The organism is Ruminococcus sp. J1101004sp1_RTP21198st1_B9_RTP21198_201120, from assembly GCF_040924245.1.
In the GTDB taxonomy this organism is placed as follows: Bacteria; Bacillota; Clostridia; order Lachnospirales; family Lachnospiraceae; genus Blautia_A; species Blautia_A faecis.
In genome coordinates this window covers 1-25,865 of the sequence record NZ_JBCOMI010000016.1, presented here as the reverse complement: position 1 = coordinate 25,865, position 25,865 = coordinate 1, and the positions used below count along the sequence as shown (strand labels likewise).

At 41.4% G+C, this 25,865-nt stretch carries 16 protein-coding genes and 1 rRNA gene; 6 read left to right on the top strand and 11 right to left on the bottom strand.

The window, feature by feature from the left end; genetic code table 11:
- Nucleotides 1-174: 174 nt before the first annotated feature.
- The 4 genes from AB5618_RS12120 to AB5618_RS12105 form a co-directional block, all read right to left on the bottom strand.
- A complete protein-coding gene (locus AB5618_RS12120; protein WP_148461002.1) occupies nt 175-1,455 on the bottom strand; it encodes an aminotransferase in 1,281 nt (426 codons plus the stop codon).
- A gap of 116 nt (nt 1,456-1,571) precedes the next feature.
- Complete coding sequence (locus AB5618_RS12115; protein WP_148461001.1) at nt 1,572-2,432, bottom strand: class I SAM-dependent methyltransferase; 861 nt, start codon at nt 2,430-2,432, stop codon at nt 1,572-1,574.
- A gap of 92 nt (nt 2,433-2,524) precedes the next feature.
- Complete coding sequence (locus tag AB5618_RS12110; RefSeq protein ID WP_148461000.1) at nt 2,525-4,072, bottom strand: response regulator; 1,548 nt, start codon at nt 4,070-4,072, stop codon at nt 2,525-2,527.
- Nucleotides 4,073-4,101: 29 nt separating this feature from the next.
- Nucleotides 4,102-5,823: a sensor histidine kinase gene (locus AB5618_RS12105; RefSeq protein ID WP_148460999.1), complete on the bottom strand. Its 1,722-nt coding sequence runs from the start codon at nt 5,821-5,823 to the stop codon at nt 4,102-4,104.
- A gap of 106 nt (nt 5,824-5,929) precedes the next feature.
- Between AB5618_RS12105 and AB5618_RS12100 the strand changes: the two genes are divergently transcribed.
- The 3 genes from AB5618_RS12100 (at nt 5,930) to AB5618_RS12090 (ending at nt 11,362) form a co-directional block, all read left to right on the top strand.
- Nucleotides 5,930-7,165 (top strand): ABC transporter substrate-binding protein, encoded by a 1,236-nt coding sequence (locus tag AB5618_RS12100; protein ID WP_148460998.1) that lies wholly within the window; start codon nt 5,930-5,932, stop codon nt 7,163-7,165.
- Between the two features lie 110 nt (nt 7,166-7,275).
- Nucleotides 7,276-10,989, top strand: a complete 3,714-nt coding sequence (locus AB5618_RS12095; RefSeq protein WP_148460997.1) for a family 78 glycoside hydrolase catalytic domain — start codon at nt 7,276-7,278, stop codon at nt 10,987-10,989.
- A gap of 184 nt (nt 10,990-11,173) precedes the next feature.
- Nucleotides 11,174-11,362: a hypothetical protein gene (locus tag AB5618_RS12090; protein WP_148460996.1), complete on the top strand. Its 189-nt coding sequence runs from the start codon at nt 11,174-11,176 to the stop codon at nt 11,360-11,362.
- 307 nt (nt 11,363-11,669) lie between these two features.
- Here the strand turns inward: AB5618_RS12090 and AB5618_RS12085 are convergent, their stop codons facing one another.
- From AB5618_RS12085 to AB5618_RS12070, 4 genes are all read right to left on the bottom strand, one after another.
- Nucleotides 11,670-13,043 (bottom strand): radical SAM protein, encoded by a 1,374-nt coding sequence (locus AB5618_RS12085; RefSeq protein ID WP_173735300.1) that lies wholly within the window; start codon nt 13,041-13,043, stop codon nt 11,670-11,672.
- A 12-nt stretch (nt 13,044-13,055) separates the two neighbouring features.
- Nucleotides 13,056-13,640, bottom strand: a complete 585-nt coding sequence (locus AB5618_RS12080; protein WP_173735301.1) for an HdeD family acid-resistance protein — start codon at nt 13,638-13,640, stop codon at nt 13,056-13,058.
- A 165-nt stretch (nt 13,641-13,805) separates the two neighbouring features.
- Complete coding sequence (locus AB5618_RS12075; protein ID WP_368366783.1) at nt 13,806-14,387, bottom strand: TetR/AcrR family transcriptional regulator; 582 nt, start codon at nt 14,385-14,387, stop codon at nt 13,806-13,808.
- A gap of 133 nt (nt 14,388-14,520) precedes the next feature.
- Nucleotides 14,521-16,638, bottom strand: coding sequence for an EAL domain-containing protein (locus AB5618_RS12070; RefSeq protein WP_148460992.1), 2,118 nt, complete (start codon nt 16,636-16,638; stop codon nt 14,521-14,523).
- 631 nt (nt 16,639-17,269) lie between these two features.
- On the opposite strand from AB5618_RS12070, the gene AB5618_RS12065 reads away from it, so the two are divergent.
- The gene (locus AB5618_RS12065) at nt 17,270-17,965 is read left to right on the top strand and encodes a response regulator transcription factor (RefSeq protein WP_368366782.1); all 696 of its coding nucleotides are present in this window, start codon (nt 17,270-17,272) and stop codon (nt 17,963-17,965) included.
- A 90-nt stretch (nt 17,966-18,055) separates the two neighbouring features.
- Nucleotides 18,056-20,950 (top strand): sensor histidine kinase, encoded by a 2,895-nt coding sequence (locus AB5618_RS12060; protein ID WP_368366781.1) that lies wholly within the window; start codon nt 18,056-18,058, stop codon nt 20,948-20,950.
- A 195-nt stretch (nt 20,951-21,145) separates the two neighbouring features.
- On the opposite strand, the gene AB5618_RS12055 is transcribed toward AB5618_RS12060, so the two are convergent.
- Nucleotides 21,146-21,580 (bottom strand): Rrf2 family transcriptional regulator, encoded by a 435-nt coding sequence (locus AB5618_RS12055; protein WP_173716837.1) that lies wholly within the window; start codon nt 21,578-21,580, stop codon nt 21,146-21,148.
- A 544-nt stretch (nt 21,581-22,124) separates the two neighbouring features.
- On the opposite strand from AB5618_RS12055, the gene AB5618_RS12050 reads away from it, so the two are divergent.
- Nucleotides 22,125-22,949: a TrmH family RNA methyltransferase gene (locus AB5618_RS12050; protein ID WP_368366780.1), complete on the top strand. Its 825-nt coding sequence runs from the start codon at nt 22,125-22,127 to the stop codon at nt 22,947-22,949.
- Nucleotides 22,950-22,992: 43 nt separating this feature from the next.
- Here AB5618_RS12050 and AB5618_RS12045 read toward each other — a convergent pair whose 3' ends face one another.
- Nucleotides 22,993-24,672 carry an AAA family ATPase gene (locus AB5618_RS12045; RefSeq protein WP_368366779.1) on the bottom strand — a complete coding sequence of 560 codons (1,680 nt, stop codon included), beginning with the start codon at nt 24,670-24,672 and terminating at the stop codon, nt 22,993-22,995.
- Nucleotides 24,673-24,840: 168 nt separating this feature from the next.
- Nucleotides 24,841-25,865, bottom strand: a 23S ribosomal RNA gene (locus AB5618_RS12040); the annotation flags it as partial.

The following is a 25,865-nucleotide window of genomic DNA, read 5'->3' as shown; positions in this document are numbered from 1 at the left end:
TGATTACTGTTCACAGATAACAGTAGATTACTCTGCCTCTTTTTATATGCCAGATCAGGTACTTTTCCTGATCTGGCATGGTTACATTCTATGCGCAAATTTCCGATTTCAGAGCCTGTTTGAAAATTGTGGCTCACCTTTTACGGAAAGGTTGCCTTTCACAGCAACACGCTTTTAGCCGAGAAGTTTTTCTACACTGACAAGCTTCACACAAAGTACGAATACCTGTGCTGCTTTGCCAAGATCCTCAAGTGTAGGGAAGGATGGTGCGATACGGATGTTGGAGTCTTTCGGATCCTTGCCGTATGGATAAGTAGCACCTGCGCCAGTAAGGACAACACCAGCCTCTTTTGCTCTGGCTACAATTGCCTTTGCGCAGCCATCCAGGGAATCAAAAGAGATGAAATATCCGCCGTGTGGCTTTGTCCACTCACCGATTCCAAGTCCGGAAAGTTCTTTGTCAAGCGTATCCAGAACCAACTCGAATTTCGGGCGGAGGATATCTGCGTGTTTTCTCATGTGGGCGTGAAGTCCGTCAAGATCCTTGAAAAATCTTACGTGACGGAGCTGGTTCAGTTTATCATGACCGATGGTCTGAACCTGCATATATTTGCGGAAATCATCCAGGTTTGCCTTGGAAGCTGCAACGGCAGCGATTCCGGAGCCTGGGAAGCTTACCTTTGAAGTGGATGTAAATTTATAAACAAGATCAGGGTTACCAGCTTTTGCACACTCACCAAGAATCTCAACCAGGAAATCCTGATTATCATCATAGAGATGATGGATGCTGTATGCATTATCCCAGTAAATACGGAAGTCCGGTGCTGCTGGTTTCAGTCTTGCAAAACGCTCTACGGTTTCTTTGGAGTAAGTGTAACCCTGTGGGTTGGAGTATTTCGGAACACACCAGATTCCCTTGATCGCTGCATCTTCACTTACCAGCTTCTCTACCATGTCCATATCCGGTCCCTGTGGAGTCATCGGAACATTGATCATCTCGATTCCGAAAAATTCGGTGATTTTGAAGTGACGGTCATAACCTGGTACCGGACAGAGGAATTTCACCTTGTCAAGCTTGCACCATGGAGTATTTCCCATTACACCCTGAGTCATGGAACGTGCGATACTGTCGAACATAACGTTCAGGCTTGAGTTTCCATATATGATAATGTGTTCCGGATCTACCTCAGACATTTCTCCAAGAAGACGCTTGGCTTCCGGAATACCATCAATCACACCGTAGTTACGGCAATCTACTCCGGTCTCGCATTTCAGATCTGAATCGCCCTTCAGGACGTCCATCATATCCATAGAAAGTGCCAGCTGTGCATTGCTTGGCTTTCCTCTTGACATATCAAGGGCAAGTCCCTGTGCCTTGATCTCTTCAAATTCTTTGTCCAGCTCTTTTTTCAGTGCCAGAAGCTCTTCATGATTCATTTCGGTATATTTTTTCATAAATTCCTCCTTTGGCAATTGCCTGTTTGGTGTATCCTCCTCGTATATCTTTTCCATTTTAGTATGCTAAATTGTCGGTTGTCAAGTGTTTGGCTCTATTTTATATAAAATCCCCCTTAAACCGCTTCCCATCTTCCAGAAGCACCGCATGGCAATACCAGCCCATTTGACTTCACCGGAAGACCAATTTCCTGAGAATCTACATGTCCCTTATACTTCTTCATCTCTGTTGCCAGCATATAAGTAAGTACAGCCGGAGCAAGTCCGGTTGTGTAGGAATTAATCAAGAAAAACAGGGGATCATCACTGAGAATCTTTGTGCAAAGTTTCACAAGTGGATGAATGGCATCCTCAATTTTCCAGATCTCGCCTTTCGGGCCTCTTCCATAGGAAGGAGGATCCATGATAATTGCGTCATAGTGATTACCCCGGCGGATTTCACGCTCTACAAACTTCACACAGTCATCTACCAGCCAGCGGATTGGTGCATCAGCAAGACCACTTGCTGCCGCATTCTCTTTCGCCCAGGTAACCATTCCCTTAGACGCATCCACATGTGTAACTGATGCACCTGCGGCTGCTGCCGCAAGTGTGGCACCGCCTGTATAAGCGAACAGGTTCAGCACCTTAACTGGTCTGCCAGCCTTGCGGATCTTATCCCCAAACCAGTCCCAGTTTACAGCTTGCTCTGGGAAAAGACCGGTGTGCTTAAAACTGAATGGTTTCAGATGGAAAGTAAGATCCTTATAATGAAGATCCCACTGCTGTGGCAGATCAAAGAATTCCCATTCTCCGCCGCCTTTGGAACTGCGGTGATAATGTGCATTCATCTTGCGCCATCCCGGCTCAGTTTTCGGTGTATCCCAAATTACCTGCGGATCCGGACGGACAAGGAGATATTTCCCCCATCTCTCCAGCTTCTCGCCGCAGGAAGTATCAATTACTTCATATTCTTTCCAACCATTTGCTATCCACATTTATATTTACCTCGTTCTCTATTCTGTATCAAACATTATTTTATGATAGCAGAAAACTATATCCTCGTCAATTTTGTTAATACCTAAACATACTAATTATTTCTATAGTGTTCCGGAGTAATCCCTTCCATTTTTTTGAACACCCGAAAGAAATATTTAACATTTTCATAGCCTACACTCTGCGCAATCTGATACATCTTTTTATCTGTATTTCTTAACAGAGCTTTAGCATGACTTATTCTCACTTGATTTACATAATCTACAAAGCTTATTCCATTCTGAGACTTGAACGCTGAACTGAGATAACTCCTGTTCAATCTAAATAATGAAGCTACAAATTCCTGTGTGATGTTCTTTTCATAATGCAGATCAATATATTTCTTTACATTATCTAAAACATCTTTTTCGGAATAAACACCAGCACTTTCAAATGCCATTGCCATGTTTTTAAAAAGATTCCCGAAATACTCTTCTAATTCTTTAAAACTGAATATGAAATTCATATTATTAATGAGATTTAGACTTGCAGCTTTACTTTTATGCAATTGCATTTCATCCGGAAGTGATTTTTTTAAGATTTCAGCCATTTCCAGGCAATAATCTTTAGCATTTTTTAAACAACATTTTTCATTTCTTGCAAAATAATGAAACAACTCTGGAAAAATCACTTCAGCTTCACCTATTTTTCCAGCCTCTATCAAAAACATAAATTGTTCCGCCTTAGGCCATACTATTATACAGTCTGAATGTATTCCCTCTTCATAGATCATGTAATTTTTTTCAGGAATCATCGTCATTTGATTTAATGCATCTGTACTCTCAAGAAATGCTTCATGTAATTCCTTTAGTGAACTATGTTTTCCGCTGATTCCATAAAAAGGATGTATCCTACAGCTTTCAAAAAACCTTTCTACACTATCTTTCATTTCCAATAATTTAATTTTAATATCATAAGATGCTTTTTCAGAAAAGAATACCAGTATAAAACACATATTTTCTACATTATCTTTTTGCAAAATCACCGTATTCATTTCCATATTTCGCATAAACATAAACTCTAGTAATTCACTTTCGTTTATCTCTTCTGCCACTACTGTTACAAGTACATAATTTTCAGCGGACATTCGAGCCATTTTCTGTGAACTCAGGCTTGAAATTTCCTGCCCCATTCCAAATAGAATATTCTTCAGGATCTGGCGGTCATACTCATACTTCAACTTTTCTTTTTCTGCCTCATTCAACGTAATCTGCTGGTTCAAATTTTCCCTGTCCTCAAGTCGATTTACAACCCGGGTTACCGCCTCCCATATACTTTCTTTGCTGAACGGCTTCACAATATAATCTAATGTATTGGAACGCAATGCTTCTTTTGCATACTCAAAATCTTTATATCCGCTAATCACAATTATAAATGTATCTGTATATTGTATAGATAATATAGGCAAAAGCTGCATTCCATCCATAATAGGCATTTTCATATCTGTAATCACAAAATCCGGCTTTTGCTTTTCCATAATTTCCAGAGCATCTTTTCCATTAGACACTTGCGCAATACATTCTATATTAGGATAATTTTCCAGTTTCTTTATAGTTCCCCTACGGATCAACGGCTCATCATCAATTATAATATATGTGTACATCTCCCATTCCTCTTTTTCTATCACTCAGATTACTCGATTTCAGGAACACAAATCGTTACTGTCGTTCCCTTTCCAGTTTCGCTCACAATGTTTACTCCATACTGCTCTCCATAATATAATTGAATTCGGGAATTTATATTTTTCAAACCGATACTTCCATTTCCATCCCCGTTCGGCTCTGCAAAACTGCTTTTTTTCATTAATGATTTTCGCAGTTGCTCCATAGCTTCCCCTGAAATTCCCACTCCATCATCTGTTACTGAAAAATAAAGCTTCCCCCCTGCTTTTCTTGCAGACAATGTAATTGTACTTCCCATACTACAATTAAGCAATCCATGATACAAAGCATTTTCAACTAATGGCTGCAAAGTCAGTTTCAATATATGACTGGACAAAAGTTCCTGAGGTACATCCATATTAAAAATAAAAGCATTGTCAAATCTAATCTGCTGAATGGCAACAAAGTTCTCTACATGGCAAAGCTCTTTTTCCAATATTACTACCGCACCCTTCGTCTTTATGCTATATCGAAACATATCCCCCAACGCCAATGCCATAGTTGAAATCTCTTTTTCGCCTTCAATTTCTGCAAGACTGTTTATGGCCTCCAAAGTATTATATAAAAAGTGTGCATTAATCTGAGATTCTAACGCTTTCATCTGCGTATCCATAAGAATCAGTTTATTTTCATATTCAGATTTTATATAACGTTTATTTTCCTCCAACATATTATAATATTGATTGTATAAGGTTCCTATCTCATCCGTTCTATTAAAATATGGTGACTCCAAAATTATAAGTTTCTCTCTTTGCTGCGCCATAATCCGGCTTAAAGCAGTAATAGGCTTTGTCAGATATTGTGCCAGGAAATATGATAGAACTACAAATATAATCAAAAAAATCAGCAATGCACCTACCATAAGCTTCCAAATCATTCGATACTCAGCGGCAAGTTCGGTTTTGTCAAAAACAGCCGTCAAAACTACACCATTACAGGAAATATCTCTTTCATATTCAATAACCTGATTTTCTTTTGCGCCATCACCATCTGATGTACTATATAACACATCATCTGCCCGTTTCAGCGTAAATTCAGCAGACTTTGGCAATACATTTATTTTATCTAACGAAAAAATCTCTGGCGCACAGTTAACATAAAGTACTCCCAGGAATTTTCTGGAATAGACATCATATATGCACATGGAAAAAGAAACAGATAGCGTATCATTCAAAAGATATTCTCTTTTTTTAATCCCATCTGCATATATTTTGCCTTCTAGACTTAATGTATTTTCATACCATTCCGATTCCTTAGGATTATAGTCGCTCCGCACTTCTACACCATTTCCATACCCCTGGCCAATAATCTCACCAGAAGGCGTAAATACAAAAATACCATTAATATATTCTGATAAAAATACCATATTTTGAAATGTTGATTTCAAACTCTTATTTGCTTCGTAAATATCTTTAGCACTATTTTCAGAATCTGTATCTGAAAATTTACGAAGTTCCTGCAAAAATGATTCTTCATTAGGGGCTGCGTACTGCACCGTTTCCAGAATATGCTGTATATCGCTAAAAACAGAATTTGTTTCTTTCACAGCCTGATCCATAATATTTAATGAAGTGGTCACAATCTGCGTATTGGACAAACTAATATAATGAGTATAGGCAATATAAAAAAACAACAGCAGCGGCACTAATGATAGTGCAGAAAAAATCAGGAAAAATCTATACTTTAACTTCATATTCTTCCTCGTTTCATTATTTCTTTGCAGTTTACATTTTCCAAAATAAAATTTATACTGTAATCATATCACAACTGCTAAAAATTTGGTAGAGAAAGGACTTTTCATGAAAAAAACAATTTATTTTTTTACAACAGTCACGCTCTGCAGCTTATGTATATTTTCCTATCCACAAATCCTGTCAGCCCAAGACAATACTTCTGAAAAAACAGAAGTCACCTTTATGGTCAGCGGCACTGGCGATTATGCAAAAACGCAAAAAGAAAAACTTGAACAGCAATTACTTCCCTACTTTCCTGATATTGAAATTACAGTAGAAGCCTATCCAGAAGAACAATATTATACTCTTTTAAACACAAAACTCAGTATGGGGGAAGGTCCAGATTTTTTTGATATTCAGCCAAATCTTGCCGGACCTAATGCAGTACAAAAGCTTGCCCCGGCAGGATATCTTGAACCGCTCGATGATCTGGAACTTGTTCAAAAAGCTCCTGCTGAAAATAAAGAACCTGTCAGCTGCAATGGACATGTATATTCCTTAACTCATGTCACCATGACCTTATGTACTTATTATAATAAACAGATTTTTCAGGAGCTCAACCTTTCAATTCCCCAAAACTGGCCTGAATTTTTACAGGTCTGCGAAAAAATAAAACAGGCAAGTATTACTCCAATCATTTCAGGAAATAAGGATTCCTATTCCTTACAATTTGGACTCTACCAAATTGCAGCAAACCAGGTATATGCAAACAATCCTCTGTTTAATCAGCAGCTAAAAGACGGTATAACTGCTTTTACAGCCAAAGATACCTGGGATAAGACAATTGATCAGTATCTTCTTCTGTATAAAAACAACTATGTTCAGTCAAATTCTCTAAGTATGAGCAATGCTGAAGCCATTGAACATTTCATAAACGGCGATGCAGCCATGATTTTCAACGGAAACTTCAGTTCTTCCTACCTCACAGAGAAAATGACTGAAGATGCTCTTGGAGCATTTCCTTTACCGGCAAATGAAACAGGCTCTCCTATTTATGGCGTTATTTCCAGTGGTGGCGGAACTGCGATTTATTCCGGCAGTAAACATGTAGACTTATGTAAAAAAATCTGGGAAAAACTGCATTCTTCTTTTTCCTTTACTTCAAAAGCTTTCACAGGAATTTGGGATGTTTTTCAACCACTTCTTGCTGAACAACGTTATACGATCAACTGTAACCAGGGATGGCTTGGTGACGTTGAATGGGTTTTGGAAGACGGTATATCTCAGAAAATAGCAGGAGACTCTATATCAGTCAGTCATATCACGGCTTTAATGCAAAAAGCCTACGATGAAGCAAGGTAAACTTTCGGTAACAAATATTATCCAACAATTGTATACCAAACAAAAAACCAAAAGATACTCCTCTTTTCTTATAATTAACCCATCAAGAAAATTATGAATGGAGGGTATCTATGAAAAAAAGAAAACAACTAGGACGTGTAACAGTCATTGCCGTATCTACCGCTTTAATGGCAACCTCATCAGGAGTTGCCGTTATGGCAGAGGCAGAAAGTATCCCAACTGAAATTTCCAATTTACGTGTAGGAAATTATACAGAACCACTTGCTGTAGAAGACGAAAAACCAGTCTTCAGCTGGCAGATGGATTCTCAGTTACACGGTCAGAAGCAGACCGCCTATCAAATTGTCGTCACCAAAGAGGCAACTGGAGATGTTGTATGGGACAGTCAGAAGCAGGAAGATAGTGCCTCAGTTGATATCAGTTACAATGGTGATTCTTTAGAACCAGAGACTGCATATCAGTGGACCCTTACTGTATGGGACAAAGATGGAAAGGAATACACCCAGACTTCCCGCTTTGAAACCGGAATTATGAATCCCGATCTTGAAGGATGGGATGGTGCCGAATTTATTGGAACCACTGCAACAGCATTAGATGCAACCAGTGCTTGTGTATGGCATATCAATACAGATATGCAGATTACAGAAGGAAACAAAGCTTCTCTTATTGTTGGCGCTAACGACTATCGACTTAATGATCAATTCCAGAATGTTGAAAATGTTGAGGGCGAAAACTACATTCGTCTGGAATTTGATTTTAGTGGTGTTTCTGCTGGAAATGGCGCAAAACTTAACATATACAGAGTGGGTTATGCACAGGGAGACAGTGCTGATACTCCGTATTTAACTATTTCAGCTGCTGATACAGAAGATACAAACATCGATGAATTATTTACTCCTGAAAACATTAACGATGTACATAATATTGACATTTACTGTGAAACAGGAAACATTACAATCAAAGTTGATGATCAGGAATTATTCGTAGGCCCCGAACAGGAAGGACGTTTTGGAACCAGCCGTCCGTCTTTAACAGTCAGCCCATTATCAACCGGCAATAACTATAACACATTCCCAAACCTTAACTCTATTGGTTTTTCCACTGAAGATGGTTGTAAGGCAACTTTCAGTAATTATCAGATTATTGATATTGGCCAAAGTGATCAGGATGTTTTATTCAATAGTACTACAGGTGCAACTTACAGCATTTTTGATGGAAATGAAGGCATTCAGGTTGATGGAGACAATATCGAAGTAAGTGGAAATACTTTTGTGTATGCAGATCCAAGCTGCGGTTCCATGCCAATGCTTCGAACTACATTTGATGTTACAAAAAAAGTTGCAAGTGCAAAAATGTATGTCACTGCAATGGGGATTTATGAAATGTACATCAATGGCCAGCGAATGGGAGATGACTGGTTTAATCCTGCTGACAGCCAGTACAGAGATACCCTTTGCTATCACGCTTATGACGTCACTGACATGCTGTCAGAAGGCACTAATGCAATCGGTGCTATTCTCAGTGGAGGCTGGTATACTGGTTACATGACTTTCAGCCCCGGAAATTATAACTTCTTTGGTGATGACCCTGCTCTTCTTTCAAAACTTGTAATTACTTACGAAGACGGAACTGAAGATGTTATTGTTTCTGACGATGATACCTGGCAGGTATACAATAATGGACCAATTGAATATAGTAGTTTCTTCCAGGGTGAGCGTTACAATGCAGAAAAAGAAGACTCCATTGAGGGATGGTCTACATCTGATTATGACACTACAGACTGGGAAACTCCAGATGTAATCAGTTCCCGTGACTGGATTGATTTCGATATTGTTTCCCGCTACGATGTACCTATCCATGTTCTTGAAAACTTTACTGCGAACAGAGTTCTTGAAACTCACAGTGAAGATGGAACTACTTATACATATGATATGGGTGTTGCAATGGTTGGTGTACCTTCAATTACTATTCCAAAGGGCTGGTTAAAAGAAGGGGATACCGTTATTCTTCGATATGGTGAAGACATCTATCCTGGTAATGAGGATTCCCAGAATACAAACGATTATTATACAGGACTTTATGGAGAAAATGGAACTTACCATGCAAATGTAGCCGGCCGTGTTCTCCATGATACTTATCGAGCTGCATTGGCAACAGATTTCTATACAGCAAGCGCTGAAGATGAAAACAAAGATGTTACAATACAGCCAAGCCTGACTTATCGTGGATACCGCTATATCCAGATTACCATTCCATCCAGCACAGAAGCTCTCCCAACAGAAAATGTACAGGGACTTGTTCTTTCTTCTGTACAGGAGTTAATCGGTACATACGAAGCGACAACAACAGATGATACTATTACCAATTATGTAAATCAGCTTTTCTCTAACATTCAGCGCAGCCAGGTTGGTAACTTTATGTCAATTCCGACAGACTGCCCACAGAGAAATGAACGTATGGGATGGACTGGTGATGCACAGGCCTTCTCCAGAACTGCAACCTATAATGCAGATGTTGAGAACTTCTTCCGTCAGTGGATGGTTGCATTGAGAGACGACCAGGCCGATAACGGAGGAATTGGAAGTACTGTTCCGACTTATACTACTTCTACTGATGTAGAATTTGCAGATGGCACTACCTGGGCCGCAGCGGTATGCATGGTACCGTGGCAGCTTTATACTCAGTATGGTGATACTCAGATCATCCGCGAAAACTTTGACACTATGAAAGCATGGCTGGATGGTATGGACAGCTTTGACTTTGAAGCAAATGGAAAAACTTACACCGGTCTATCTGGAAAAACTACTGGTTTAGCTGATTGGCTTTCCATTGATGGTAATACTACATCTGATATTGTAAACAATGCAATTTATATTTATATGATGGAAGTAACTGCAATTATGGCTGACGAAATCGGCGAAACAGAATATGCACAAACTCTTCGTGACCGCCATGATCTTGCAAAACAGGAATGGAATGAAGTTTATGTAGATTCTGAAACAGGTATGACTCAGAATGCAGATGGAGAAATTATTGATTCTCAAACCTCTTATGCTACACCATTAAACTTCAACTGCTTTAATGACGAAAACAAAGAGTTTGCAGCAAAACGTCTTGCAGAACTGGCAGCTGATCCAAATCAGAGCAATGGAGGAAACGGTCTTGTAACTGCTTCCAGCCTCGGTCAGGATGGTGGTGATCCTATTGATTGTCCTGCATATTCAATTACAACAGGTTTCTCTGGAACACCAAACATTCTTCCTGCACTTTCCAGAAACGGAAATAGTGAGACTGCTTATAACATGATCACTTGTACAGACTACGCGTCCTGGTTATATCCAGTAACCCTCGGTGCTACTACAGCTTGGGAAAGATGGAATTCTTATGAGCTTGCTTTCGAGGATGGTGGAAACAGCGCAATGAACTCTTTTAACCATTTTGCACTTGGTTCTGTTGGTTCCTGGATGTATGAATATCAGCTTGGTATTACAACAGATTACGCAGATAGTGAAGGTGGCTATCAGAATTTTGTACTGCAGCCACAGATTGGCTCTATGTATACTTCCTTAACAGGAAGCTATAACTCCAACTACGGCGAAATCAAGAGTTCCTGGACTGCAGATAACGGAGAGCTTCTCTCTTATTCCGCAACTGTTCCCGCAAATACTTCTGCAACACTGTATCTTCCAATCTCTGAAGATCAGGCAAATGTAACAACAGTTCCAGAAGGTGCTGAATTCGTAGAAATGACAGAGCATAACGGAATCACCTGTGCTGTTTATACATTAGAATCCGGAAGCTATGAATTTACGGTTGGAGCATAAGCTTCAAACACAATTTCACATTAAATCTCCACAAATTATGGGGCAGCTGACTGATCAGCTGCCTCTTAATCTATATTATAGTATTAAAAAGTGCCCAAAAATCCGCCCCTCTTTTTTCAGATTTTTTCAATTGAACCGCACATTTTTTTGAACTATAATCACATTAAAAAGGAGCGTGATCCAAATGTCAGAAAAGACAACCGATAATAAATTCCCCTACACCTGCACCCCAGCCTACGACCGAGATGCTTGCAAAGGCTGCGTCTGTTCCACCTGCTACGAGCAGGAATTCTGCGACCGGTGCAGCACATGTGAAAATCATTCAAAACGTAAAGAACACTGTAATGCTTACGAAGGTGCATATAACTACTAAGTATCCAATTGATATAGTGCATTACTGGAATCTAAACAGTTTCTGCCAGTACACAGCATTTAAGCAATGGGTATTACTCCAGCGAACCATTTCAGGCGCGCCCTTAGCGTAGATGAAATCCAGCGCTTACGAAGATTTAGGAGTGACAGCTCTCCGGAACTCCTTAGTCGCAGTTTGCGATTAGTTCATCGTAGCGTTGCGCCGGTGAGTGAGTAATACCCATTGTCCGAATGCGTCCGCTTTAACGCACTTTCAAAAAAACAGACTGGCGTTCCCACCAGTCTGTTTCACTTCTATTTTTCAGTTATCAGCATCCCGCCTTCGCAGCCTTCTCCTTCTGTCTCTCATCCCACAGCTGATCTGCTCTATCTTTCCAGCAGGCTGCATATTTATCACATTTGCCGCAAAGGTGCTCTGCGCTCTCCGGAGACTGAAGATCTGTGGATTTTGCGCCAGTCTCTGCAACTAATTTACGCAAAATTTCCGGATTTTCCAGCATTGGACATGGACGAAGCATGTTCTCGTTGAAAGGCTGGTTATCATGATAAGCCTGGAAAATCGGGCTCTTCAGTGCGTCCAGAAGAGAAGTATCCTTGATGTTGCAGTTTGAATAATGGATGAATACACAAGGCTCCACATCACCATTTGCATTAATATGCAGATAATGTCTTCCACCTGCAATACATCCATGTACAAATTCAGCATCATTCTGGAAATCCAGTGTAAAGATTGCTTTTGTGCTTCTGAATTTACGGATTGCACGATACATTTCTTCTCGCTGATCCGGTGTAAGAAGAAGCTCCGGTGAAGCGTCATTTCCAACTGGCATATAATGGAAGAACCATGCAAATAATGCACCACAGTCAATCAGCTTGTCGAAATATTCCTCGCTGCTTACACTGTCTACGTTCATACCTGTATAGCAGGTGGAAACTCCAAATGGAAGCCCTCTGTCCTTCAACAGCTTCATTGCATGCATAACCTTCTGATAGATTCCCTCTCCACGACGTCCGTCGTTGGCTTCCTCGGAACCTTCCAGACTGAATGCCGGAACAAAGTTCTTTACTTTTAAGATTTCATCACAGAATTCCTCATCGAAAAGTGTTCCGTTTGAGAAGGAAAGGAACTCACAATCCGGATGCATCTCACAAAGTTTAATAAGATCTTTCTTACGTACAGTAGGCTCACCACCGGTATAAATATACATGTAAACACCAAGCTCTTTACCCTGTCTGATAATGGAGTCAATGGTCTCCAGATCCAGGTTCAGCTTGTGACCATACTCTGCTGCCCAGCATCCTGTACAATGCAGATTACAGGCACTTGTAGGATCCAGAAGAATTGCCCACGGAACATTACAGTTGTTCTGTGCTGCAACTTCTTCCTGTCGTGCACTTCCCTTTAAGCTGGCGTTTACAATAAAGTTCTGGAAAAATACTTTTCGGACACCTGGATCCAGCTGATACAGATTCATGATCAGCTTATACCAGTTGCTGTCTGTGTCCTGGATTGCATTACGAATGGCATCCCTCTGACCTTTATACCAGTCCTGCGGAGTGAATTTATCTACCAGCTCCATCAGCTTCGGAATGTTTGTCTCTGGATCCTTTTCCAGATATTCTAATGCTTTTGTTACTGCACCCTCTACGGCTGCCTGTTTTGCTTTATCAATCAGTTTCATAATGCTCCTCCTTTAAATTTCTCTGAATTCATCTTCCCAGACTACATTTTCATTCTCACGGATTTTCACAGTGTATACTACCACACAAAGCTTCAGTATTCCCTCCAGCAAAAATGCCACGCCAGTAAAAATCACAGTCAGCTTTGCACCTCCTGCCGGATCAACGAGAAGAAGCATTCCAAATATTCCGGTTGTTACTGCAATAAGCAAAACTGCCCACCAGAGCTTCAAACCGAATTTTTTCGCTTCCACTGACATCTGGATCCGAAGCAATGCATCGGTCAGAATCACAAGACCGAAAATCACGAAAATCAGTCTTAGTATGGCTTCCCTTCTCACCAGAATCAGAATTCCAACTGCAATCATGAGAATTCCAAAGCCAAGGTCAAATTGAAAAGCCAGACAGTAAAAATCTCTGGAAAAATAGCCGATAATTTTTATGATTCCATCTGCAATGAACAGAATTCCTGCAAGAACACAAATTATTTTCACGGCTTTTTCCGGAACAGCCATCAAAAAAATTCCCAAAGCACAGAAAACAACTGCCATCACTATATATCCATTTCGTGCTATTTTCAAAGTTCCTGACGAATTCATTCTGATTCTCCTTTCTGCTTTTCATGGATTTATTATAGTAAGATAAATTTCAAAAAGGAACGGACAAAAAAAGGACTGTGTCTGAAATTCAGACACAATCCCATATTTGCCTAAAAGCTTACCGCATTTCCATTCTCCGGGGAAAAAAGCAGATTTACAAATTCCCTATACGATTTTCAGATAAGCAGGTTTGGTTCCTGCCACCTTTTCCAATGTTTTCTCAAAAGTATTTTCATAGAGTTCACGCAGTTTCTCTGCATATTCTGTCAGATCGTAAGACATCCTGTGATCCATCCAGTCCAGAATCACTCCGATCATTACGCATTTATAAAAATGCATGAGCACCTTCATATCTTCTTTTTCCATAATTTCTTCTTCAAAATTATGTACGATATACTGCTTTATAACATACTGGCACATTTTATCCAGTACACTGGTAAACGTTTCTCTCTGCACGGAACAGTAAATATGGAGCATGACCTTCTTGTTCTCTCCGATCAGATTCACCAGTACCTCAAGGCATTCCAGCATAGAATCCACTTCCACCGGATGTTCAAAGGCATTGTCCACTTCCCGAAGAAGAGCTGATTCCACAACATCAGAAATATCGCGGAAATGATAATAGAAAGTATTCCGGTTCACACCGCAGCGCTCCACAATATCCTTCACTGTAATTTTCGCAAGAGGTTTCTCATTAAGCAGTTCAAACAAAGTCCTGATAATAATTTCTTTCGTAAAACCAGACATTTTCTCACCTGTCATCTTGAAATGAAGCCGTAAAAAAGCCTAATCGGCTATGTTTCTGGCTTGTTAAGTTATTATCACAGATTATGCCACAAACCAATTTAAAATGCAAGGACAACGCGCCCTTGCATTTACATTAATTTCCCCTGTTCTGATAAAACATCAATTTCTGGAACTGATTCATTTCTTCGGATACGTCCCGGACAGCTCCATAAAACATTTTATGTCCATCCTGTTCTCTCAGGAAAAATGCTTTGATATTTATCCAGATATACTGACCGTCTTCTCTTCTGCGACGCACAGTTCCCTCTGCACCTTCAGCCAGTCTCTGGAAAGACCGCTGGAAAATATTCTGCATTTTTTTCCTGTCATCCGGGTGTATTGCCTCCATGACCTGAACATTCTCTGCCAGATCCACAGGATCCTGTCCAACCAGCAGACAGTACTTATCATTTACCTGCAGCAGCTCCACATTGTCACAATATACATCATAAATGGCAATTGGCCCAAGAATATTATTCAGTATGCTGTCACTTGCCAGCTCAGACTGAAACAGATCCTTGAAACGCACATGCTCAATTTTTCGTGCCTGAATCCCCCGGTAATCCACATTATTCTCGTCATTGAGAAGTGCTTTTATTTCTTCAACCGGAAGAGGCTTGTAGAAGAAATAACCCTGACCATAAATACAGCCCATATTCAGCAGATAATTGATCTGGTCTTCCGTCTCAACGCCCTCTGCGATCATGCGAAGTCCCATAATATTTGCCATTCTGGTAACAGCCTCAAGAATTCCCATTCCCTTGTCCATGGTATTCTCATCCATTTTCAGGAACTTCATGTCAATCTTCAGAACGTCTACATTTACATCCTTCAGCATATTCAAAGAAGAATATCCGCTTCCAAAATCATCCATCAGAACGGTAAAGCCTGCATTTCGCAGTGCCTCTGCCACACCGGTAATCACCTTATATTCTTCTACATAAGCACTTTCTGTAATCTCCAGCTCTACATATTCCGGCGGAAGCCCATATTTGCGAACCAGATTTTTAAAATGCTCTACTACATCAATTGCATAAATATCCACACTGGATACATTGACAGAAATAGGAATTACCTTGTGTCCGCTTTTTATCCAGTCCTGCAGCGTCTGGCAAACCTGCTCCCACACCTTCATGTCCAGTTCTGTGATCAGTCCGTTACTCTCCATAACCGGAATAAAATATCCAGGTGCTACAATTCCCTTCTCAGGGTGCTTCCAGCGCACCAGTGATTCCAGCCCAACGATCTTACCTGTATTCAGATTACATTTCGGCTGAAGATAGTAGATAAACTCATCTCTTTCCAGACCAGCCTGCACCTCAGCAAGGAGCACATGATTATTCTCCAGTCGTGTCTTCATATCTGAGCTGTAATAAGCACAGCGTACAGCATAATTTCCCTTTACTGTCTCCTGCGCAAGAATTGCCCGGTCATACATCTGTGAAGCACTGAGACTGATATCATCAATTACATAAAAACCAAAAGCAGGAAGGAATCCGGTATGTCCACCGTATGCACGCACAAATCCGGTAATACGGCATTTCAGATTTTCGAGAACTTTTTCATCATTTGGAAGAACAATTACAAAGTCATCCCCACCCATATATCCGGCAATCCCGCCAAATTCCTGACGCATTTTATTAAGATGCGCCCCGATTTCTCTTAGGAGCTTGTCTCCTGCCACCTGACCATACCATTCGTTAAAAAGCTTAAAATGTTCAATATCAATGGCTATCAGACAGTATTTCCCTGCCGCAGCTTCATTTATTCTGAGAAAGGTTTCTGTCTGTGTAAAAAAAGGAATTCTGGCAAATAAACCTGTAAGCTTATTCTTCTCCGTCTTGCCCGGGTTTCTCCGTTCCAGGATCTCCTTCTTCATATTTACAAAACGGCAAAGATTATCCATATCTTCCTCGTAAATATCCTTTGCCAAAATCACATGACAGTTCCTTGCTCCCGGCCACTCGACCTCTCCAGCATTGATTTTCAGCCATTTCCCTTGATCTTCATTATAGAATAAATCTGTCTTCCGGTTCGGATGTGCCAACGGGCAATTACGACAGGGCTTCTCTCTTCCCCGAAACTTCTCATAACAGATCTCTCCGGGCTCAAATTCCGAAAACTGTTTCATCAGTGCTTTACTCATATACTGAATTCGATATGACTCATCTACTATGTATGTAATTGTCTCAGTTCTCTTCTCCTGTCTCATACGCGTCCTTTTCCATTTCTGAATGTAAATCCAACGATTAAAACTATTAAAAATATTATAAGCTATTCCTTTTCAATACGCAACAGGTCAACTCGCGAAAGTTTTTCTTTTTTTTTAGGCAAAATGACACACAAAAAAGGAATCCTGCTTAATAGGAAACTCCAACGTAATTTCCTATTACAAAAAACACCTAACCTGAATGGTCGGATTCGCCTTTCCATTGTTGACACATATTACGATAAAGCTAAGAAATGCTCCCGCCAGAAAACAATAGAATCTATTGACTGACTGGATAAATTGGAAAAACAGTATGATGACCCTATTGCTCACTTTCAAAAAAGAGTGGAGCAGCTAAAAGCTGAAAAAGCAGGTAGATGAGAAACAGGTTGTTTTCTGGAGTGAAAAATATGCCAAACGAGCAAAAAGCTGCGCTGACAAAAGCCGACAATATTGTTGCATTTAGCGGAGCTTTCTTTTACACTTATATTTATCGGACAAGTACGTTTTTACACGGTGCAGTATATCCATAAGCTTACATACAATATTTTCATAAGAATATCTTAAGATTTTACCCCTTTCATCTTAAATTTTGTCTGATACCTTATATATTACAGGGGAGGTGAAAAAGAAAATGGCAACAATTCTTGTATGTGATGATGATAAAGATATTGTAGAAGCCATCAGCATTTATCTGGAACAGGAAGGTCACCAGATTCTAAAGGCTTACGATGGACAACAGGCACTTTTGGTTTTACAGAAAAATGAGGTAGATCTGTTGATCATCGACGTAATGATGCCGAAGCTGGATGGCATCAGGGCAACTTTGAAAATCAGGGAGGAGCATTCTCTTCCTATTATCATTCTTTCAGCAAAGTCCGAGGATGCAGATAAAATTCTTGGATTAAATGTTGGAGCTGACGATTACGTAACCAAGCCCTTTAGTCCTTTAGAGCTGATTGCCAGGGTTCGTTCCCAGCTTCGAAGATATACCCAGCTGGGTGCAGCGGTTTCCTGTGAAAGTCAGCATATTTATACAACCGGCGGGCTGACGGTGAATGACGATCAGAAAGAAGTTCAGGTGGATGGCGAAACCCTGAGGCTTACGCCAATTGAATATAATATTCTGCTTCTTCTCATAAAGAATCTGGGCCGGGTATTTTCCATCAATCAAATTTATGAAAATATCTGGAATGAAGAAGCAATTGCGGCAGATAACACAATTGCCGTACATATCCGGCATATCCGGGAAAAGATTGAGATAAATCCCAAGGAGCCCAGGTATTTAAAAGTTGTCTGGGGACTTGGATATAAAATTGAAAAGCTTTGATTAAAAGTATTTGAAAAATTCGCTATTGAATATGCCAAATGGCGTTACCAATACGATAAGCAGCACATTATCAAGAAAGGGGTTAATCATATGGAAAAGAAAAAATGGCACCGCAGCCCTGGTATCAAAGGGCTTTTGCTCCTATTGCAATATATTTTTCTGGGAGCTGTAATCTTCTCAGGTTTATTTTTAATTACCTCTTTGGCACATGGTCTGAGGCTTTCTGATTCCGGGAAAGATTATCTGGATTCCACGGCATTTGCCAATACCCTCTACGACGCAGCCTATGACGTGATGTACGGAATTTCTGGTACATTTCCCTATACTAACGTATCCTGGAAAGGCCTTGCCCAAAATGAAGCTTCCCAGTCATCTGACAAAAATGCCTCATCTGAGTCTCACGCTTCTTTAAATCAGACATCTGCATCCCAAGTAGTTGATCTTAATGAATTTGCCAACGATGAAGAAATCTCTTTTCAAAACACCTCCGGTCTGGCCTATTCAGTTTCAGACCTGGAAAAATGGGCGCAGGATTTTGATACCTCCAGTGGAAATCCCATTGTGATCTGCCACCAGGCTTCTTTCTCTGCCGACGAATCACTTTCCCGGCACTATTACTATGTTGATGATTTTTTGAAAAAAATTGACAGCGGAGAACTGGATTTTTCTGTGGATATGGAGTATTACGGATTCAGTGACTCTGCAACTGAAATAGCATCCTACGATGAAAATCTCAAACAGCTTATCGAAGACATCAAATACGACATGCAATATGGTGTAATGGATGATCTTTCTGGTATTCAGATCACATCCGGGGACGGCAAAGTGCTCTATGATTCCATCTCCCTCTATGATGGATATTATGAACCAACAGAGGCTTATCCGCCCCAAGGCGCAGACAGCATTCTGGATGTTCTAAATTCCAATGCCAAATGGAACGACCGCATAGATGAGGCTTTCGAATCTCTTTACAGCCTTCTTTCCAGAACTGACTTTTATATTCAGCAGGAGCAGATTCTGAAAAATTATTCCCAGGGTCACTCCAACATGAGTTACATTTACATTAACGAGGATGACGGACAGGTTATTTCCAATGACAGCGAGCTGGAAGCCCAGCTGGGCTATACCTTGGAACGCAGTGTAACACACGCTGATTCAGCCATAGAAAATCCTACAGCTGACAATATGGGGGGCACCATCGATTATTGCACAAAACTGACAGATCTTTTAAAATCTATAAATGATATTTCCTATGTTCTTATCCAATATCAACCAGATGGATTTACCAGCAACCTGGCAGGGCTCAGGAAATACAATACTTTCCCCGGAAACAATGTTACCTGCGACTCCTGGAAGGAGGTGGCAAACTCCCTGCTGCCAGCAGTGAACAGCAATTTCATCTTTGCAGCCTATGTGGATCAGACATTTCCTGTTTCCGATACCTTTTTTGCCGACAAAACATTTTTTGAAAACTATTCCAGCTATCAGAAGCCGGTATTTCTTTTCTTCCTGCTGTGCAGCTTTCTTTTCCTGGCTGCGTTTGTATGGCTAACAGCAATTGCCGGAAGAAAAAACAGTGACCAAAAGCTGCACCTTTGCTTTTTTGACCGCTGGCCAACCGAGCTTTCTGCAGGACTGATTCTGCTTGCATGGTTTCCTGTCCTGGTACGCTTTTTACAATGCCTATCCTTTGCAGACTATCAGATTGGCAGACTGCGTGCCACATCGCTCCTTGATGTGAGTCTGTTGCTGAAGCTTATGATTCTGGGGCTTTACACTTTATTCTGGTTCCAGATTGGCTACCTTAGCCTGGTACGGCGGATCAAGGCAAAGCAGCTCTGGAAAAACAGCATTCTGCGCCGTCTTCTTGTCCTGACCTCCAGACTGATTCATTCAGCCAGTCACAAGCTTCACGCCCTTGCTGATCTCTACTCCAGAAACACTGCTGCCAGACTGAAAGCAACCTTCGCTTTTCTTTGCTTTCTTTTCATCAAATATATAATCTGCGGTCCCTTACTTGGCAGCATGCAGCTGTTCTTTTTCTTCAGCTGTCTGGCTGATCTTTTGATACTGCTATATGTTATTACAAAAGCCTGCAGCAGAGAACAGATCATAAAAGGACTGAGAGAAATTTCCAATGGAAACCTGCAATATAAAATTCCTCTGGAACGGCTTTGGGGCGATGATAAACATATTGCAGAATATATTAATAACATTGGAAGCGGTCTTGACGCAGCTGTAGAAAACAGTGTGAAAAATGAGCGAATGAAAACCGAGCTGATCACCAACGTTTCCCACGATCTGAAGACCCCGCTGACTTCCATTATCAGCTACATTGATCTTCTGAAACGTGAGAATTTTACAGATCCTAAGGTTCTGGAATATCTGGATATTCTGGAAGCCAAGGCAGCCCGGCTGAAAGTACTCACAGAGGATGTGGTAGAAGCCTCCAAGGCCAGCACCGGAAATCTGACACTGAACATGAATAATCTTGATTTCGTAGAAATGCTCCATCAGGTAATCGGAGAGTTCGAGGAGCGTTTCGAAAAACACCATCTTACCATGATAGTACATTTTCCAGATGAGCCTTCTGTAATCTATGCGGATGGTCAGCGGCTGTGGCGTGTTTTGGAAAATATTTTCGGAAATGTAACAAAATATGCTATGGAAGACACCCGGGTTTACGCGGAAGTAATGAACGCCCACGGTCAGGTGGTTTTCACCCTGAAAAATATTTCCGCCCAGCCGTTAAATTTCGCTGCCGAGGAACTTACCGAGCGTTTCGTCCGCGGTGACGTAGCCCGTGGCACCGAGGGAAGCGGGCTTGGACTTAGCATTGCCAAAAGTCTTACTGAGCTCCAGGGCGGCAAATTCCAGCTTTACCTGGATGGGGATTTATTCAAAGTGACTATCACCTTCCAGGCGCAGAATTCCAAGTGCACTGACGCAGAAGTCCCTGCTCAGCCCAAACCGGAAGCGAGATGATTTTTATCATATGCAGCTATAAAAATAGCAGCAGGAGTAAGCGATTAGTTGTTACTGTTCACTCCGTTCACAGTAACACGCTTCGCGATGCACAGAAATCATGCTTTGCATGATTTCGCGCCGCAACTCTCGGGTTTTCTGTGAACTTTGTTCACAAAAAACACCTCGCGGAATGCTACCAGTGAACAGTAACCTTTAGATCACATAATCATCTGCACTTGCAGCCTGCCAGTCCAGAAGATCTCCCAGTGTAATATTATCTACCACCTCATTGATGGCATCATCAATCTTCTTCCAGAGAATACGGGTAACACAAGCATCCCCTTTCTCACAGCCGGCTCCATCCGGTGCTACACAGTCTACCGGTGACAGGCAGCCCTCGGTAAGTCTGAGGATCATGCCCACGGTGTACTCCTCTGGTCTGCGTTGCAGTAAATAGCCGCCCTGTGGTCCTCTGACACTCTTCACATATCCGGCCTTGTTCAGCACGGAAATGATCTGCTCCAGATATTTCTCGGAAATTTCCTGTCTACGTGCTACATCTTTCAGCCGGATCGGCTCTCCATTGTCATTGGTAGCCAGATCAAGCATTAACTTTATTGCATATCTACCCTTAGTGGATATTCTCATCTTCATTCCTCCTGCTCTGTGATTCTGCAAATGCAAAATCACTCTACAGAAGATTATACCTTCTAATTCCTATTATTTCAATAGGAAATTATCTTTTTATTCGCAGATAATCCAGTATTCCGGAAATAGTTATCGTCTGCGCATGAGCCGCTGCGCGAACTGATAAGCTGGTTCGCAATGTGAACTTTTTCTCACTCTCTGATGTTTCCTCATAAATTACCGGAACTGCTGTGTCGTCATAAGGCTGTCAAGAGTTTCAACTGCCTGATCATTCTGGATGATTTTAAACGTGACATCCTTTTCCCCATCAATTGGCAAGTAATAACAGCAGTCCCTAAAATTCTAATTTTTCTCAAATCGTTTCCTTTCGCGGGCTAGAGCGTGTTTGACAAAATATACCGCCAAGCGAGGCGTGTCGATTGCAGAAATATGCTGAAAAAAGAATCGCAATTTTCCTGTCTTTCCCTTATAATAATGCTGATAATAAAATGCTTTATCAAACAAGTATCATTTAAAAAGCACTTGAAAAACAGGAGAAAACGAAATGAGTAACCGAATTGAAATAACAGATTTCACTGCCCCGGAGCTGGATGTTTACGCCAGAATCCCGGAGGTGCAGCTTCTACGATTCTATGAGCCCAAACCAGGACTTTTTATCGCAGAAAGCCCAAAGGTAATCCAACGCGCGGCCAATGCCGGATATCAGCCGGTTTCTTTTTTAGTTCAACACAAGGATCTGGAAAAAGAAGGAAAAGAATTGTTACAAAAGTTCCCGGGAATTCCGGTTTATACAGCAGATTATGAGGTACTTGTAAAGCTTACAGGCTTTGCACTTACCCGTGGAATGCTTTGTGCCATGACTCGCCGGGACCTTCCCTCTGTGGAAGATATCTGCAAAAATGCCCGCCGTATCGCCATTCTGGAAAATGTAGTGAACCCAACCAATATCGGAGCCATTTTTCGTTCAGCTGCCGCGCTTCATATGGATGCGGTTCTTCTCACCCCAGGCTGTTGTGATCCTCTTTACCGCAGAGCCACCCGGGTAAGTATGGGTACTGTTTTTCAGATTCCATGGACTTATTTTCATAAAAAAGTGTCCTGGCCGAAAGCTGGAATGGAGCAGCTTCGCTCTCTCGGATTTAAAACTGTAGCAATGGCTCTTCGGAACGATTCCATCAGCATTGACGCCCCAGCCCTTCAAGCCGAAGAAAAACTAGCGATTATCCTTGGAGCTGAAGGAGACGGACTGGTGGATGCAACCATCACCGGCTGCGATTACACCGTAAAAATCCCCATGTCCCATGAAGTGGATTCCCTGAATGTAGCTGCCGCAAGTGCTGTGGCTTTCTGGGAACTTGGAAAAAGGTGAGGGAATGCTTCCTCACCTTTTCCAGAGCGTGTTTAAACAGGTTCTAAGACTCCAGCATTTTCACCAGACATTCCTTTTTATAAAATGAGATTCCATAACAAAAGATATCTTTATACCTGTCCTTATAATCCTCTGCATACTTTCTCTCTTTCATCTGCGCCAGTGCTTTATCACAATCTTTATTTAACTGTTTCATGCTTTGCGAATATTTTACTTCGAAAATCGCTACCTTTCCATTGGCTTTATCAATAATCACAAGATCTGGTCTTCCCAATCCATGCTCTTTGTTCGATTCAATCTGTTCACCAGCTCCCATAAAAATGCCTGTGAGAAACGCATGATAGAAGTCTTCTTTATAATCATGATAACTGATGGTATTCCACAGCAATAGATTCATTTCTCTGGTTATAATTTCTGGTTTTTGATTCCAGAGAGCCTGAAAAATCGCTGTTCGATTCCATTTTTTCACACTGTCAGCAAACCATTTCATTACCGTAGTTTCAAAAATTTCTCTTATTTCCGCATTTGGTATCTTTAATGCTTTGGTATCCGGTGAAAATGCAGTTTTCCCTTCTGAAATCCACGCTTCTGTCAGATAACCAGTCATGTAAAGAATACTCCAAAGATTACTTTCGGATGAATGCAAATAATCATAAGTCAGGTTCTCATCAATATCCTGAAGAATATATCCACCAGAAAGCAATGTTTCCATTTTGTCCGTAATGCTATTGCCTGCAAAATCAATGAAAGAGCGGATAATTGCGTTGTCACTGGTATTTTTCCAATAACTGACTGGCTGCGCTTTGGGATTTCTCTGAAGTTCCCGCAAATAATTCATAACATCCCACGGGCAGTACACATCAATTTCTCCCATATGATATCCATCGTACCATTCCTTCATCTGCTTTGCATACTGCACTGTCCCTGTATCTTCCAGGATTTTGTTGACCTCCTGCTGGGTAAATCCGAAATATTCATTGAATCCGGTATTTGCAATCGTATCTGTAACAAAGTTATTTGTCCCTGTAAAAATGCTCTCTTTTGCAATCTGCAGACAGCCTGTGATAACAGCAAATTTCAATGAAGTATTATCTTTTAATGCAGTACTCATCATACCTCTGATAATTTCCAGCATTTGCTGGTAATATCCTTTGCTGCTGGCTTTTGCTATAGGAACGTCATATTCATCTATAAGCAAAATCATCTGCTTATGGTAATAATTCTCGAGCAGACGCATAAGCAGACTAAGAGATCTGATAACCAAAATTTTGCTTCCCTCACCAGATTTCAGAAGTTTAAAGCGTTTACAATCTTCTTCATCAATTTCTTCGCTTTCCAGCAAAAAACTGTATTTCTGATACAAATCAGAGATGGTAAATACCAGCTGGTCATACGCACTTGCAAAATCAAGTCCATCTATATCTTTAAATGTCAAAAAAATAGTAGGCCACTTATTCAACCATTTTTCACAAAGCTCGTGATTTCTTGAAATTTCAAGCCCTTCAAATAATTTCTGACTCTCATTTCGAACATTAAAGAAATAGTAGAGCATGCTCATGCCCAATGTTTTCCCAAATCGTCTCGGTCTGGTAATCAATGTTACTTTCGCTGCACCATCGGTTAGGAGTTCAGATATGAAACCGCTTTTATCAATATAATAGTTATTATTCTCACGTATCTCTTTAAAATCAGAGATACCTACTGGAATATTAGGATTTCCCATATGCCCTTCCTTCCTAAACAGATATTTTTTATATAAACATGATAACACAGCAGTATAGTTTCAGCAAATAAAAAAACGATAACCAAATGGTTACCGTCTCATTTACTGTACCTTCAAAACTACATACATGTTACATCCTAATGGAATCATTTTTCAACCTTGCGATTGTTGGTCAAGCCCTCACCCTATTAGTAACAGTCAGCTCCATGTGTTACCACACTTCCACCCCTGCCCTATCTACCTCGTCGTCTTCAAGGGGGTTTACTTCTTTCGAATGGGACATCTCATCTTGAGGGGGGCTTCACGCTTAGATGCCTTCAGCGTTTATCCCTTCCGGACTTGGCTACCCGGCCGTAGACTTGGCAGTCTAACCGATACACCAGCGGTCCGTCCATCCCGGTCCTCTCGTACTAAGGACAGCTCCTCTCAGATATCCTACGCCCACGCCGGATAGGGACCGAACTGTCTCACGACGTTCTGAACCCAGCTCGCGTACCGCTTTAATGGGCGAACAGCCCAACCCTTGGGACCTACTACAGCCCCAGGATGCGATGAGCCGACATCGAGGTGCCAAACCACTCCGTCGATGTGAACTCTTGGGAGTGATAAGCCTGTTATCCCCAGGGTAGCTTTTATCCGTTGAGCGATGGCATTCCCACTTAATACCACCGGATCACTAAGCCCTACTTTCGTACCTGCTCCACCCGTCGGTGTCGCAGTCAAGCTCCCTTCTGCCTTTGCACTCTTCGAATGGTTTCCGTCCATTCTGAGGGAACCTTTGGGCGCCTCCGATACCCTTTCGGAGGCGACCGCCCCAGTCAAACTCCCCGTCTGGCATTGTCCCACCGCCGGTTCACGGCGGCTGGTTAGAAGCCCAGTACTGCAAGGGTGGTATCCCAACAGCGGCTCCGCAGCAACTGGCGTTACTGCTTCCTAGCCTCCCACCTATCCTGTACATGCAATACCGGACCCCAGTACCAAACTGGAGTAAAGCTCCATGGGGTCTTTCCGTCCTGGCGCAGGTAACCAGCATCTTCACTGGTACTTCAATTTCACCGGATGCATTGTCGAGACAGCGCTCAAATCATTACGCCTTTCGTGCGGGTCGGAACTTACCCGACAAGGAATTTCGCTACCTTAGGACCGTTATAGTTACGGCCGCCGTTTACTGGGGCTTAAATTCAAAGCTTCGC

Coding starts and splice junctions, on each gene's coding strand:
- AB5618_RS12120 (WP_148461002.1), bottom strand. CDS start 1,455: ATGAAAAAATATACCGAAATGAATCATGAAGAGCTTCTGGCACTGAAA.
- AB5618_RS12115 (WP_148461001.1), bottom strand. CDS start 2,432: ATGTGGATAGCAAATGGTTGGAAAGAATATGAAGTAATTGATACTTCC.
- AB5618_RS12110 (WP_148461000.1), bottom strand. CDS start 4,072: ATGTACACATATATTATAATTGATGATGAGCCGTTGATCCGTAGGGGA.
- AB5618_RS12105 (WP_148460999.1), bottom strand. CDS start 5,823: ATGAAGTTAAAGTATAGATTTTTCCTGATTTTTTCTGCACTATCATTA.
- AB5618_RS12100 (WP_148460998.1), top strand. CDS start 5,930: ATGAAAAAAACAATTTATTTTTTTACAACAGTCACGCTCTGCAGCTTA.
- AB5618_RS12095 (WP_148460997.1), top strand. CDS start 7,276: ATGAAAAAAAGAAAACAACTAGGACGTGTAACAGTCATTGCCGTATCT.
- AB5618_RS12090 (WP_148460996.1), top strand. CDS start 11,174: ATGTCAGAAAAGACAACCGATAATAAATTCCCCTACACCTGCACCCCA.
- AB5618_RS12085 (WP_173735300.1), bottom strand. CDS start 13,043: ATGAAACTGATTGATAAAGCAAAACAGGCAGCCGTAGAGGGTGCAGTA.
- AB5618_RS12080 (WP_173735301.1), bottom strand. CDS start 13,640: ATGAATTCGTCAGGAACTTTGAAAATAGCACGAAATGGATATATAGTG.
- AB5618_RS12075 (WP_368366783.1), bottom strand. CDS start 14,387: ATGTCTGGTTTTACGAAAGAAATTATTATCAGGACTTTGTTTGAACTG.
- AB5618_RS12070 (WP_148460992.1), bottom strand. CDS start 16,638: ATGAGACAGGAGAAGAGAACTGAGACAATTACATACATAGTAGATGAG.
- AB5618_RS12065 (WP_368366782.1), top strand. CDS start 17,270: ATGGCAACAATTCTTGTATGTGATGATGATAAAGATATTGTAGAAGCC.
- AB5618_RS12060 (WP_368366781.1), top strand. CDS start 18,056: ATGGAAAAGAAAAAATGGCACCGCAGCCCTGGTATCAAAGGGCTTTTG.
- AB5618_RS12055 (WP_173716837.1), bottom strand. CDS start 21,580: ATGAGAATATCCACTAAGGGTAGATATGCAATAAAGTTAATGCTTGAT.
- AB5618_RS12050 (WP_368366780.1), top strand. CDS start 22,125: ATGAGTAACCGAATTGAAATAACAGATTTCACTGCCCCGGAGCTGGAT.
- AB5618_RS12045 (WP_368366779.1), bottom strand. CDS start 24,672: ATGGGAAATCCTAATATTCCAGTAGGTATCTCTGATTTTAAAGAGATA.